Here is a 12,661-nt window from a genome sequence, read left to right as displayed (position 1 = left end):
CCATCAATTTTACCTTTTTTTCAGCTTTTGTGCAAAAAGAGAATTGACGCACAACTGCTTAGTATAACAGCAATTGTGCGTCAATGGGTGTTTAAGTATGGTGTTTTGCGGAAGGGTCTAAAAGGCCGCTTTCGCTTTTCTTGGTGGCTAGCTTCAGCGATCAGACCCTCGGGGTCATAAGTCACGTCGACTATGCGGCAAAAACACGCCGCTTCGTCAACGCGCCTTATGCCTGTCGGGTCTTAACGATCGCTTCCGCTTTTCGTGGTGTCCAGCTTCAGCGCCCAGATTCTAGGGTCATAAGCCACTCCAGCTGTGCGGCTGAAGAAATGCCGCTTCGCCGGAGCGTCTTATGCCCGTCGAATCTACACGGCCGCTTCCGTTTTTCGGTCTTAAGCTTGTTTCTTTTCGATATATGTTACTGCGTCGCCTACTGTAGCCATGTTCTCAGCGTCTTCGTCAGAAATTTCCATATCGAATTCATCTTCAAGTTCCATAACCAATTCCACTACGTCCAATGAATCTGCACCTAGGTCACCGGTAAATGAAGCTTCAAGTTTCACTTCGCTTTCTTCTACACCTAGACGATCCACGATTACTTTAGTTACTCTATCTAATACTGTTGACAATGTCGTCACCTCCCCTCAAATCAGTATACAAAAATCTTTCTTACATGACCATGCCGCCATCAAGATGAAGCGTTTGGCCTGTCATATATGAAGCGTCGTCAGAAGCCAAGAACAGCGCCGCTTTTGCGACATCTTCCGGTGCGCCAAAACGGTTCAACGGAATTTGTCCCAGCATGGCTTTTTGGACTTCATCGGTCAATTGGTCCGTCATGTCAGTTGTGATAAATCCGGGTGCTACGGCGTTTGCCGTAATGCCGCGGCTTGCCAATTCACGAGCTGTTGTTTTGGTCAAGCCGATGACGCCCGCTTTTGAGGCAACATAATTGGCTTGCCCTGCATTGCCCATGACTCCGACGATGGACGCGATGTTAACAATGCGGCCTGCGCGCTGCTTCATCATTTGGCGTGTCACTGCCTTCGTGCAGATAAAGACGCCTTTTAAATTGATGTTGATCACATCATCCCATTCATCATCTTTCATGCGCATCATCAAATTGTCACGGGTAATGCCCGCGTTGTTCACTAAAATATCAACCGATCCGAAAGTTTTCATCGTTTCATCAACCATGGCTTTGACCGATTCTGCATCCGATACATTGGCTTTGACTGCAATTGCCTCTCCGCCGTTAGCCTGAATGTCTGCTACAACGGCTTCCGCTTTTTCCTGGCTGCCGCTGTAATTGACAACCACTTTGGCGCCGTCTGCTGCAAATTTCCGTGCGATTTCCGCACCGATTCCGCGCGATGCCCCTGTAATAATGGCCGTTTTTCCTGCAAGTTTACTCATTTCGCCAACTCCTCTACCGCTTTTTCAAATGACTCCACGTCATAGACCGGCAAAGTTTTAACTGAGCGGTCAATCTTTTTCACCAGGCCGCTCAACACTTTTCCTGGTCCGATTTCGATAAATACCGTAACACCAAGATCGATCATTTCGCGCACTGACTGCTCCCATAAAACTGGTGAATACAATTGGCGTACCAGAAGGTCCTGTATTTGTGTCGCATTGGTTTCAGCTTTCGCCGTTACATTTGAAACCACTGGCACTTTGGCATCAAGCAGGAAAGACGTACTCAATTCTTTCGCTAAATCCTGTGACGCCGAACGCATCAATTCCGAATGGAAAGGACCGCTGACGTCCAGCGGAATTGCCCGTTTCGCGCCGCGCTCTTTGGCGACAACACAAGCTTGCTCTACTCCTGCTTTTGTGCCGGAAATGACAATTTGTCCAGGACAGTTTAAGTTGGCGAGCTGAACGACGCCTGTTGTATCCGTCACTTCGTTCGTCACCTTTTCCAGTTCTTCACTTTCCAGTCCCAGAATCGCCGCCATGGTGCCTTCTCCTGCTGGAAAAGCAGTGTTCATAAACAATCCGCGTTTATGTACAATATTGACCGCTGTCGGAAAATCCAACACATTGGAAGTCACCAATGCGCTGTATTCGCCTAAGCTATGGCCGGCTGTATAGTCTGGCCGGATGCCTGCACGAATCAATCGTTCTGTAATCATTGAACTCACTGTCAGCAAAGCCGGTTGGGCGTGATAAGTCAGCGTCAACTCTTCCTGAGGGCCTTCAAGCATCAGCTTGGACAATTCGATGCCGAGTGACTGATCCGCGCTTTCAAAAAATTTGCGGCTCGTGTCATCCGCTAAAAAGCTTTCGCCCATTCCGACTGTCTGCGAACCTTGGCCGGGATATATAAATGCAATCTTAGTCTTCATGTAAGGTCTCCTTTTTCAGCGTACTGTAAATTGTTCCGGTTACATCATATTCAACCATTGTCCGCGTCTGGCGTATGGCATTGAAAAGAGCTGTCGCATTTGAAGAACCATGTGCTTTAATGACCGGCGCTTTCAAGCCGAACAGTCCCGCACCGCCATACTCGCTGTAATCCAGCATGCCCTTTAGGCCTTTGATATTGTCTTTGACCAGAAAAGCCGCAACTTTTGTTTTGGCGTTAGTCATGAAGACGTCTTTGATCATCGAAAATACATTCATGGCTGTTCCTTCGATTGTCTTTAATACCATATTTCCGGTAAAGCCGTCAGTGACCACCACATCAGCCACGCCGTTCAGCAAATCACGCGATTCCACGTTGCCGATAAAATTGACCGGTGCTTCTTTCAATAAAGGAAAAGCAGCTTTCGTCAAATCATTGCCTTTTTTCTCTTCGGTTCCAATGTTCAGCAATCCGACTGTCGGATTTTGAATGCCGCGTACCTTCTCAGCATAAATGCTTCCCATGATGGCGTATTGAACTAAGTGTTCCGGACGGGCTTCCGCGTTGGCGCCCATATCCAGCATAACGAATCCTTTGCCGTCAATGGTTGGCAAAGTCGGAGCCAGAGCTGGACGGTCCACGCCGTCGATGCGGCCCACAATGAACAAGCCGGCTGACATAAGCGCTCCCGTATTGCCTGCAGATACACACGCATCAGCGGCTCCGTCTTTCACAGCTTGCGCCATTCGGACCATTGATGCGTCTTTTTTTCGTTTGACTGACCGCACAGGATCGTCTTCCGACTCAATGACTTCTTCACAATGGACGATTGTCAGGCGTTCATGTTCCTTCAGGAATTCCTGCATCTTCTCCTGATGGCCAAAAAGCTGAATTTCAATATCCTTAAATTCATCCAGAGCTTTAAAGACACCTGCAATGATTTCTTTCGGGGCATTGTCTCCGCCCATTGCATCTACTGCTATTTTCATTTTGCTTCACCTTCACTTTGCTCTGTCATACGGTACATTTCAAATGTGCCGATAAAAACCGTTTGTTGTTCGACAGAAGAAACCACTTTAACAAATGCCCTATTTTTTTCAGGATGGCTTTCGATCACTTCCGCTTTTGCAACTACGCGCTGGCCCGCTGTGACCGGCCTCAAAAATTGCAGCTCCGATTTCACAGTTAAAGCCAATTCTTCATTCATTACCGCAACCGCCAACGAATTGGCCTGCGCAAACAAATGATGGCCCCTGGCAATCTTGTTGCGCTGGAATACATGTTCCGGTTTGACATCGAAAATAGAAATCGCTTTGTTGTCCAGTTCAATATCGATAATCTCTCCGATCACTTCGTCGATCGGCAAAGACTTCACTTCATCTTCAAACGTTTTCACGGCTACGTGTTTAATGCGTTCCCTCAGTTCGGGAATCGCAAGTTCCATCCGATCTAGCCGGATTGTCTGCACACTGACATCAAATTCGATGGACAGTTCTTCATCTGTCACAAACGGATTGTCTTTTATGGAATCTTTTAACGCCTGTTGCCGTTGTTTTTTCGGTCTTCTCACTGTGTCACCGCCCGCTATTAGCACTTGGTACTAATATGAGTATATAAATAACAAAAAAAGAATGCAAGGAAAATCACGATCCCTGCATTCTTAATCCAGTCTGCCGCCTGATAATATACCTGATTGTACGATTTGCTGGCGCAGGCAGCGCATATCTTCCCCCTGCCAAAATTCTTCGCCGCCGATCAATTTTTCTGCATCTTTTCTGGCCGTCTCAAGCGCCCGGTAATCATGGACCAGATCGGCCATTTTAAATTCCGGGATGCCGCTTTGTTTGCGGCCGAAAAAGTCGCCCGGACCTCTCAGCTGCAGATCCTTTTCCGCCAGCACAAAGCCGTCGTTGGTTTCGGTCATCGTCGCCATGCGCTCTTTGCCGATTTCCGTTTTTGGATCCGCCAGCAGCACACAATAAGACTGTTCACTGCCGCGTCCAACGCGCCCGCGCAATTGGTGCAGCTGGGACAAGCCGAAACGCTCGGCATCATAGATGAGCATAAACGAGGCATTCGGTACATTGACCCCAACCTCCACTACAGTCGTCGATACCAACACATCCACTTTGCCCTCTGTAAACTCGCGCATCGTCTGTTCTTTTTCTTCTGAATGCAGACGGCCATGCATTAAGCCGACCGTAAACCGGTCCTTGAAATACATTGACAACTGCTGGAACAGATCGACCGCATTCTGGTAATCGAGTTTATCCGATTCTTCAATCAGCGGACAAATAACATAGGCCTGTCTTCCTGCGGACAGTTCCTTTTCCATCCGGCCGACTATTTTGCCAAACATGTCTTTTTTCATCCAGTAGGTTTCAATTTCTTTGCGGCCCACGGGCATCTCATCAATGACCGATACGTCCATTTCACCAAAAGCCGAAATCGCCAGCGTACGCGGAATCGGCGTAGCCGTCATAAACAGTACATCCGGATTATAGCCCTTGTCTTTCAGCACACGGCGCTGATCCACGCCAAAACGGTGTTGCTCGTCTGTGATGACAAGCCCCAGCTTATGGAACTTGACCTCAGGCTGAATCAACGCATGGGTGCCGATCAAAATATCAATTTCTCCAGCTGCCAGTTGCTCCAGGATCATTTGGCGCTTCTTGCCTTTTACCGATCCAGTCAACAGTGCAATGTTCATTGAAAACGGACGGAACCACTGCTCCAATGTATTGGCATGCTGCTCTGCCAAAATCTCGGTCGGCGCCATTAAAGCCCCCTGCAATCCTGCTGTATGGGCTGCATAAAGCGCAATGGCAGCCACGACCGTTTTGCCTGAGCCTACATCCCCTTGAAGGAGACGGTTCATTCGGAACGGTTCTTTCATGTCCTTGCAGATTTCATTGACCACTCGCTTTTGCGCAGCGGTCAGATCAAAAGGCAGGCTATCAATAAATTTCTTTAAGCGCTCCAGATCATAATCGATGAACGAGCCGCCTTCTTCTTCACGGTTCTTTTTGCGCAGCGCCTGCATCTTCAATTGGAACACCAACAGCTCTTCGTAGACAAAACGCCGGCGTGCCTGCTTGACCGCCTCGCCGTCCGGAGGAAAATGAACCCATTCCAAGGCGTCTTGAATGGGTGCCAATTGATAAGTTTCAACCAAACCCTTCGGCAGACAGTCTTCAATGTCTTCTTTCGCCAAATCAAGTGCCTGCCTCATCAGTTTGCGGAAGGTTTTTTGGTGGATGCTGCCCTTCAGGCTATAGACAGGTTCAAAATCAGCTCCATCCGTACGCGGACCGATGGAATGGCTCGAAACCGTAATGACCTGCCGGCCGCGGTCCCATTTTCCGGTTAAGGTGATAATTTCTCCTAGATGCAATTTGGCTTTAACATAGGGCTGATTGAAGAAAATCGCTTTGACCAAATGGCGGCCAACCAAAACCCGAACTTGGGTGCGCGATTTTTTCTTGCCTAAAAAAAGGACGGAAGGCTCGCTTTCGACCCTTCCCTCCACAGTAACGCGTTCATTATGAGGCGTATCCGCCAGATCCTTCAATTGAAAATCTTCATGGCGATAAGGAAATGTCATGATCAGGTCATGTATAGTTTCGATTTTCATTTCCTGCAAGGTTTCTGCTGCTTGCTTGCCTACCCCTTTTAATGTGGCGACGGAATCTCTACTGCCCACTTCCAACAACTGCTCCCCCGAAAATTTTGGACTCGAGCCATTTTCCGGTAGGAGTTGCGGCAAGTCCGCCTTTTGCGGTTTCTCTCAGCGCACTCGGCATGGATTGCCCGATTTCAAACATCGCTCCGATGACTTCGTCGCACGGAATGCGGCTGGTGACACCGGCTAACGCCATATCCGCAGCCACTACTGCATTGGCTGCTCCCATCGCATTACGCTTTACGCAAGGCACTTCCACTAATCCCGCCACTGGATCGCAGACCAGGCCAAGCATATTCTTCATCGTGATTGCGAATGCTTCCGAACTTTGCTGCGGGGTCCCTCCGGCCATTTCGATAATAGCCGCTGACGCCATACCGGCTGCCGATCCGACTTCTGCCTGGCAACCGCCGGCAGCACCTGAAATCGATGCATTATTGGCCACGACAAAACCGAAAGCCCCTGCCGTGAATAAATAACGGATCATCTGCTCCCGTGTCGGGTTTAATTTATTTTGCACAGCAAATAAAGTGCCTGGCACAACGCCCGCAGATCCTGCTGTCGGCGTTGCACAGATAGTCCCCATTGCTGCATTGACTTCGTTGGTCGCTACCGCTTTGCTGACTGCGTCAAGCAGCAGATCTCCTGACAGTGTATTGCCTTTTTCACGATAAGCCTGCAGCAGAACAGCATCGCCGCCTGTTAAGCCTGAGACAGAATGAACGCCTTTCAGCCCTTTTTCCACAGCTTCTTCCATGACCGTCAGATTACGGTCCATCTGGATCATGATATCTTCACGTGAACGGTCCGTCATGAGAATTTCCTGCTCAATCATGATTTCAGAAATCAATTTCTGTTCTTTTTCGGCCCGTTCAACCAATTCTCTTACGTTACGGAATAAAGCTTCCATGTTCATACCCTCCAATTTAATCGGCGATTCTTGTCACCTGCGTGATATTCGGAAGTTTTTTCAATTCGTCCATCACTTCTTTGTCCACATTTTGATCTACTTCGATGACCATCAAGGCCATATGCCCGCGCTCTTTCCGCGATACTTCCATGTGGCCAATATTGATGTCGTATTTATACAGGCAGTTCGCAACATTCGCGATGCAGCCTGAACGGTCTTCGTGGACGACGAGAATGGCCGGGTGGTTGCCCGATAAACGAAGCGGAAAGCCATTCAACTCTGTAATCTCGATTTTGCCGCCGCCAATTGAGATGCCCATCATCGACATTTCAGAATCTTGGTCTCCGATGACGATGCGTGCCGTATTCGGGTGATCGACATGGCCTGTCTCTGGAATAAATTCATAAGACATCCCGGCTTTGTCTGCCTCTTCGAACGAGGTTTTGATGCGTTCGTCAAAGGTATCGTAATCTAATAATCCACCGATGATCGCCACATCCGTGCTGTGGCCTTTATAAGTTTCTGCAAATGATCCATAAAGATGGACCTTTGCCCATTGCGGCTGCCTGCCAAATAAATCCCTCGCCACTCTTCCGATGCGGGCTGCTCCCGCAGTATGCGAAGAAGAAGGCCCGATCATGACCGGGCCGATTATATCAAAAACAGATTTGAACTTCATGGCTCAAACCCCTCACTTTCGGTTACGTATACCTTTAGTTTACATGATTTCGGCATATTAAACAAAAATAAAAAAGCGCATACATCCGTATGCGCCTAAGCTTGTTATCATATTCGCGATAAAGGTCGAAATACTACTCGACAGCAATTATAAATGGATACAACGGCTGCTTGCCATTATGGATTTCGATTTCGACTTCGCCGTTGAGCGATTCGATGAATTCACCCAGCTTTTCAGCATCTGCCGCTGCCACGTCTTCTCCATAAAGGATTGTGACGATTTCAGCATCGCTGTCCACCAGCTTTTTAGCCAGTTCTTCTGTGACGGCATCCAGGCTGCTGTCGGAAACAACAATCTTCCCTTCAGAAATGCCCATGAAATCATCTTTCTTGATAGAAATCCCATCAATCGATGTATCACGGACCGCAAATGTCACAGATCCTGATTTTACGTGTTTTGATGCACTTGCCATCGCCGCCTGGTTGTCTTTTACGGAAGCGCCTGGATTAAATGCCAGTAATGCTGACATGCCTTGAGGCACATCTTTCGTCGGGACAACAGCCGCTTCGATATCCAAAAGTTCAGCTGCCTGTTCGGCTGCCATGATGATGTTCTTGTTGTTTGGCAGAATCAGCACACGTTCTGCGCCAATCGATTTAACTGCATTAACGATGTCTTCTGTCGACGGGTTCATTGTCTGTCCGCCTTCAATGACGTACGAAGCACCGATGCTGCGCAGCAATTCAGCAATTCCTTCACCCATTGCAACCGTCACTACGGCATAAGGATGTACAGCTTCCTGTTTTGGCGCATTTTTCTGGAAGTCTTCGCCTACAATATCGATATGCTGCTGGCGCATATTTTCTATTTTCATGCTGATCAAGCTTCCGTAATCCTGGCCATATGTAAGAACTTTTCCTGGCTCTTCTGAATGGATATGAATTTTCGCAATTTCATCATCAGAGATGACCAATAGCGAATCGCCATATTCGCTTAAATCAGAACGGAATAAAGCTTCGTTAAACTCTTTTTTGCCTTTTTCGAATTTCACCATGAATTCTGTACAATAGCCAAACTCAATATCTGCTGTATCCATAAAACTGGCAATATTTTTATGGTGCTCCGCACTGACAAGATCGGTCATCGTATTATGCGCGTGTTTTGCCGGCAATTCTTCGCCTTTCAGTGAAGCGAGGAATCCTTCGTAAACATAAACAAGGCCTTGCCCGCCGCTGTCGACAACCCCTACTTCTTTCAAGACCGGCAACAGGTCGGGTGTCCGTTCCAAAGAAGCCTGAGCTTCTGCAACAACAGCCTCAAACCAAACGATAATGTCCTTTTCCGTCTTTGAAACTTCCATGCCTTTGGCAGCCGCATCTTTTGCGACGGTCAAAATTGTTCCTTCTACCGGTTTCATGACGGCCTTATAGGCTGTTTCAACACCGTGCTGAAGAGCTTCCGCAAACTTAAGCGCTGTCAATTCTGATTCTGATGCAATGTATTTGCCGAATCCTCTGAAAAGCTGTGAAAGAATAACACCGGAGTTTCCGCGAGCACCCATCAATAACCCTTTGGACAAAGCGCCTGCTGTTTTTCCGATATGGTCTTCTGCTTGAGCAGTTGTTTCTTTCGCTCCGGAAGTCATCGATAAATTCATATTTGTTCCCGTATCGCCATCAGGCACAGGGAAAACATTTAATGCATCAACATAATCCGCATTTTGAAAAAGATGATGAGATCCCATCTGTACCATTTCTGCGAACTTTACTCCATTTAATGACTTCATAACCGACTCTTCCTCCTCCTACGGGTTCGTTACACGAACGCCCTGGACAAAAATATTTACTGCTTTTACTGACATACCCAATGTTTTGTTGATCGTATATTTTACTTTGGACTGGACCTGATAAGCCACTTCGGAAATTTTAGTTCCATAGCTGATGATGACATACATATCCACAACCAAATCATCATCTTCCTGGCGTACCAGAACTCCCTTGGCAAAATTTTCTTTGCGGAGTATATCCGTTAAGCCATCACGTATTTGGTGCTTAGTTGCCATGCCTACAATGCCATAGCATTCAATTGCTGCACCGCCTGCTATTTGGGCAATTACATCATTGGAAATATCGATTTGACCATATTCGTTCTTTAATTCAATCGACATTGAAATTCCTCCTCAAGTCCTATTTCACTCTTATCATTCTACCTTAAAGCCTTATAGAAGAAAAGCAGCCGTTTTAGGGTGTAAAGGTTTTTTTCTTTAAAGACCTCTAAATTTAGTTGCAAACACGATATGTCTGTGGTAAATTATTAAAGTATGTGAAACGAAAAACGAACTGAAATTCTATAATAATTTTCAGCTTCACTTGTGAGGAGGGACTTACATGCCTAAAGTATGTGCAATTAGTGGACGTAAAGCTCGTGCCGGAAATGCCCGTTCGCACGCAATGAATTCGACAAAACGTACATGGGGAGCAAACCTTCAAAAAGTTCGCATCCTTGTAGACGGTAAACCGAAACGTGTATGGGTTTCTGCAAGAGCCATGAAATCAGGAAAAGTTGAGCGCGTATAATCGCTCATCGATAATGCCGGCGCTGATCTAATCAGCCCGGCATTTTTTCGTGGTCTAGAGCAACTATTCTTAGCGCCGTTGCCCTCTATGGGCGAAGCTCGGCGATAAGCATTCGTCTTTATTTTGCCCAAAGCAGCCGAAGCAATTTGTAAATGATGATTTGTAAGTTCAGTATAAATAGAACAATTCAAAACAGGCAACGAAAGGATCTCCCTTTTCGTTGCCTGTTTTTTTGTTCAGCAATTGTTTCAAGCGTCCGAACTTTCCACCATCAGGCAGTGGCCGCTTTGGATAGTTACGCTTCCACGACCCAATAGTTCGTTGCTGATAAAGCGTGTCGTACCGAATGGGACGGCTTCGTCCGTTACGGGGTATTTAAACCCTGTCAGCGTCAAGCCGCCGATTTCTTCCGCAAACGGATAAAACGATACGTAACGGTACTGTTCATCTTTCACCAGCAGATGCGTGCCGGGCTTTAGAAAACGGATGCGATTTTGGTTGTTCAGCAGCAGAAAGCGTGTTGCAGGAAATTCCTGCTGGTACTTGAACATTGTGTGCAGCGCGCTCATGTAATGATCCAATCGGCCGCCAGTGACACCCGCGAGTATGACTTGCTCCGGCTGATGCTCCATTGCTTTTTCCAGTCCCAGCTCTGTATCAGACTGGTCTTTTTCAGATGGATAACGTTCCAGCTCCGGCAATGCGGCACGAATTTTCTCATAGTCCTCGTCGCTGACCGAATCAAAATCTCCAACAGCGGCAGTGGGCTGAATCTCTTTTTCAAGCAGCACCAGTGTCCCGGAATCGATTCCAATATAGAGGGCTTCCGGAAAAAAAGAGAAATCCGGCAGTTCGCCTGCCGGACCTCCTGCGATTAAAATGATGTTCACGAAATCGCCTCTTCTCCCGCTTTCCTGATTGCTTGAAGTGCTTGCATCCGGTCTTTCTTGCTGTAGATGGCTGAACCGGCTACAAAAACAGTCGCTCCCGCTTCTGCACAGGCTCCGATTGTTTCTTCATTGATGCCGCCATCAATTTCAATTTCGACAGACAGCCCTTTTTCTTTGATGATGTCAGAAAGCTGTTTGACTTTCGGCACAACCGAATGAATAAACTTCTGTCCGCCAAATCCAGGATTGACCGTCATGAATAACACGAGATCAATATCTTCCAAGACATGCTGGATAGTTTCGATAGGTGTATGCGGATTCAGGACGACACCCGGCTTGACGCCCAGCGAGCGGATCAATTGAATGGTCCGGTGCAAGTGAGGACAGGCTTCTACATGAACCGTGATAAAGTCGGCGCCTGCTTTTGCAAACTCTTCAATATACTGATCTGGATTTTCGATCATCAAATGAACATCCATTGGCAATTTGGTCAACGGCCGGATGGCATTTAAGACAATCGGACCAAATGAAATATTTGGAACAAAGTGGCCATCCATGACATCAACATGAATCCAGTCGGCTCCAGCTTTCTCCACTTCCAATACTTCTTCTCCAAGTTTCGAAAAATCTGCGGCTAGGATAGACGGTGCAATTTTAATCATTTGAATACCTCGGCTTTCGGCTCATGATTTCTTCCAAAAATTTCAAATAATGCTTATAGCGATATTCCGGTATTTCCTTGGCTTCTACAGCAGCTTTAATGGCGCATTTGGGTTCGTTCATGTGCAGGCATTCCCGGAACTTGCAGGCGTTGGAGCGTGCAGCAAATTCAGGGAAGCATGCAGACAACTCTTCCCGTTCCATGGTTTCAAAGTCGAACGAACTAAAGCCTGGCGTATCTGCCAGCAGTCCGTTGTTGACGGCAATCAGCTCCACATGCCGCGTCGTATGCTTGCCTCGGTTCAGCGCTTTTGAAATATCGTCTGTTTTTAGTTCCAGCGATGGCAAAATAGTATTCAGCAAAGTTGATTTCCCAACACCCGACTGGCCAGCGAGTACGCTGATTTTGCCTTCAAGCACCGGCATCAGACGGTCTTTCAAGGCAGGGTCATCGATGAATGTCGGAATCACTTCATAGCCGATTTTTTCATAATCTGCAATAAAATGCTGAATCTTTTCTTTTTCTGTTTCTTTTAACAGATCCATTTTTGTCAGGCAAATAATCGGCTGAATCGAATGGGATTCGATGGCTGTTAAAAATCGATCCAAAAGCAATGGATGAAAATCAGGCTGTTTGGCCGAAAAAACAAGTATTGCCTGGTCCACATTCGTAATTGGTGGACGCACCAGCTCGTTTTTTCGTTCGTAAACGTGCAAAATTGTTCCTTCAAGGTCGTTATCCGCTTTATAATCCACATAATCTCCGACCAGCGGCGTTATCTGGCGGTTGCGGAAAACCCCGCGTCCCCGGCACTGGATATAGCGCTTGCCATCTTCATCCAGTACGTAATAAAACCCGCTCAATGCTTTTCTGATTTGACCTTTCGGCATCTTTTCACTCCTTTTGCTATTAT

Annotated in this window: 14 protein-coding genes; 1 reads left to right on the top strand and 13 read right to left on the bottom strand. The window is 47.2% G+C overall.

Translation table 11 applies throughout. From position 1 onward, the window contains the following. Positions 1-392: 392 nt before the first annotated feature. From GJB59_RS17205 to GJB59_RS17160, 10 genes are all read right to left on the bottom strand, one after another. Positions 393-629: an acyl carrier protein gene (locus GJB59_RS17205; RefSeq protein WP_006828278.1), complete on the bottom strand. Its 237-nt coding sequence runs from the start codon at positions 627-629 to the stop codon at positions 393-395. Between the two features lie 40 nt (positions 630-669). Then, on the bottom strand, positions 670-1,416 hold the full coding sequence (gene fabG / locus GJB59_RS17200) for a 3-oxoacyl-[acyl-carrier-protein] reductase (RefSeq protein ID WP_142826581.1): 747 nt from the start codon (positions 1,414-1,416) through the stop codon (positions 670-672). After that, positions 1,413-2,351 (bottom strand): ACP S-malonyltransferase, encoded by a 939-nt coding sequence (gene fabD / locus GJB59_RS17195; protein ID WP_142826582.1) that lies wholly within the window; start codon positions 2,349-2,351, stop codon positions 1,413-1,415. Before fabD ends, fabG begins: the two co-directional genes overlap by 4 nt. Continuing rightward, a complete protein-coding gene (gene plsX / locus GJB59_RS17190) occupies positions 2,341-3,339 on the bottom strand; it encodes a phosphate acyltransferase PlsX (RefSeq protein WP_142826583.1) in 999 nt (332 codons plus the stop codon). Before plsX ends, fabD begins: the two co-directional genes overlap by 11 nt. After that, positions 3,336-3,920, bottom strand: coding sequence for a transcription factor FapR (fapR, locus tag GJB59_RS17185; protein WP_142826584.1), 585 nt, complete (start codon positions 3,918-3,920; stop codon positions 3,336-3,338). The genes plsX and fapR overlap by 4 nt, the downstream gene beginning before the upstream one ends. Before the next feature lie 90 nt (positions 3,921-4,010). Next, the gene (gene recG / locus GJB59_RS17180) at positions 4,011-6,053 is read right to left on the bottom strand and encodes an ATP-dependent DNA helicase RecG (protein WP_142826677.1); all 2,043 of its coding nucleotides are present in this window, start codon (positions 6,051-6,053) and stop codon (positions 4,011-4,013) included. Then, positions 6,043-6,942 (bottom strand): L-serine ammonia-lyase, iron-sulfur-dependent, subunit alpha, encoded by a 900-nt coding sequence (gene sdaAA / locus GJB59_RS17175; protein WP_142826585.1) that lies wholly within the window; start codon positions 6,940-6,942, stop codon positions 6,043-6,045. Before sdaAA ends, recG begins: the two co-directional genes overlap by 11 nt. A gap of 16 nt (positions 6,943-6,958) precedes the next feature. Continuing rightward, positions 6,959-7,621, bottom strand: coding sequence for an L-serine ammonia-lyase, iron-sulfur-dependent subunit beta (sdaAB, locus tag GJB59_RS17170; RefSeq protein ID WP_142826586.1), 663 nt, complete (start codon positions 7,619-7,621; stop codon positions 6,959-6,961). Between the two features lie 133 nt (positions 7,622-7,754). After that, complete coding sequence (locus GJB59_RS17165) at positions 7,755-9,407, bottom strand: DAK2 domain-containing protein (RefSeq protein ID WP_142826587.1); 1,653 nt, start codon at positions 9,405-9,407, stop codon at positions 7,755-7,757. A gap of 18 nt (positions 9,408-9,425) precedes the next feature. Then, entirely contained in the window at positions 9,426-9,788 is a 363-nt protein-coding gene (locus tag GJB59_RS17160; RefSeq protein WP_142826588.1) for an Asp23/Gls24 family envelope stress response protein, read from the bottom strand. Between the two features lie 220 nt (positions 9,789-10,008). Here GJB59_RS17160 and rpmB point away from each other — a divergent pair, with 220 nt between their 5' ends. Then, a complete protein-coding gene (gene rpmB / locus GJB59_RS17155) occupies positions 10,009-10,197 on the top strand; it encodes a 50S ribosomal protein L28 (RefSeq protein ID WP_049693306.1) in 189 nt (62 codons plus the stop codon). A 248-nt stretch (positions 10,198-10,445) separates the two neighbouring features. On the opposite strand, the gene GJB59_RS17150 is transcribed toward rpmB, so the two are convergent. The 3 genes from GJB59_RS17150 to rsgA are packed head-to-tail and all read right to left on the bottom strand — an operon-like array spanning position 10,446 to position 12,638. Continuing rightward, the gene (locus tag GJB59_RS17150; protein WP_142826589.1) at positions 10,446-11,087 is read right to left on the bottom strand and encodes a thiamine diphosphokinase; all 642 of its coding nucleotides are present in this window, start codon (positions 11,085-11,087) and stop codon (positions 10,446-10,448) included. Then, positions 11,084-11,749, bottom strand: coding sequence for a ribulose-phosphate 3-epimerase (gene rpe / locus GJB59_RS17145; RefSeq protein ID WP_142826590.1), 666 nt, complete (start codon positions 11,747-11,749; stop codon positions 11,084-11,086). Before rpe ends, GJB59_RS17150 begins: the two co-directional genes overlap by 4 nt. Then, complete coding sequence (gene rsgA, locus GJB59_RS17140) at positions 11,742-12,638, bottom strand: ribosome small subunit-dependent GTPase A (RefSeq protein ID WP_142826591.1); 897 nt, start codon at positions 12,636-12,638, stop codon at positions 11,742-11,744. Before rsgA ends, rpe begins: the two co-directional genes overlap by 8 nt. Positions 12,639-12,661 lie beyond the last annotated feature (23 nt).

This window comes from Planococcus soli, assembly GCF_016881065.1.
GTDB lineage: Bacteria > Bacillota > Bacilli > Bacillales_A > Planococcaceae > Planococcus > Planococcus soli.
Note: the sequence above shows the minus strand (reverse complement) of the source record. Positions and strands in the feature narration are given on the sequence as shown.

What these genes read in the sequence shown, in the direction of transcription:
- fabG (WP_142826581.1), bottom strand. Translation starts at nt 1,416, where the DNA reads ATGAGTAAACTTGCAGGAAAAACGGCCATTATTACAGGGGCATCGCGC.
- fabD (WP_142826582.1), bottom strand. Translation starts at nt 2,351, where the DNA reads ATGAAGACTAAGATTGCATTTATATATCCCGGCCAAGGTTCGCAGACA.
- plsX (WP_142826583.1), bottom strand. Translation starts at nt 3,339, where the DNA reads ATGAAAATAGCAGTAGATGCAATGGGCGGAGACAATGCCCCGAAAGAA.
- sdaAA (WP_142826585.1), bottom strand. Translation starts at nt 6,942, where the DNA reads ATGGAAGCTTTATTCCGTAACGTAAGAGAATTGGTTGAACGGGCCGAA.
- sdaAB (WP_142826586.1), bottom strand. Translation starts at nt 7,621, where the DNA reads ATGAAGTTCAAATCTGTTTTTGATATAATCGGCCCGGTCATGATCGGG.
- GJB59_RS17165 (WP_142826587.1), bottom strand. Translation starts at nt 9,407, where the DNA reads ATGAAGTCATTAAATGGAGTAAAGTTCGCAGAAATGGTACAGATGGGA.
- GJB59_RS17160 (WP_142826588.1), bottom strand. Translation starts at nt 9,788, where the DNA reads ATGTCGATTGAATTAAAGAACGAATATGGTCAAATCGATATTTCCAAT.
- rpmB (WP_049693306.1), top strand. Translation starts at nt 10,009, where the DNA reads ATGCCTAAAGTATGTGCAATTAGTGGACGTAAAGCTCGTGCCGGAAAT.
- rpe (WP_142826590.1), bottom strand. Translation starts at nt 11,749, where the DNA reads ATGATTAAAATTGCACCGTCTATCCTAGCCGCAGATTTTTCGAAACTT.
- rsgA (WP_142826591.1), bottom strand. Translation starts at nt 12,638, where the DNA reads ATGCCGAAAGGTCAAATCAGAAAAGCATTGAGCGGGTTTTATTACGTA.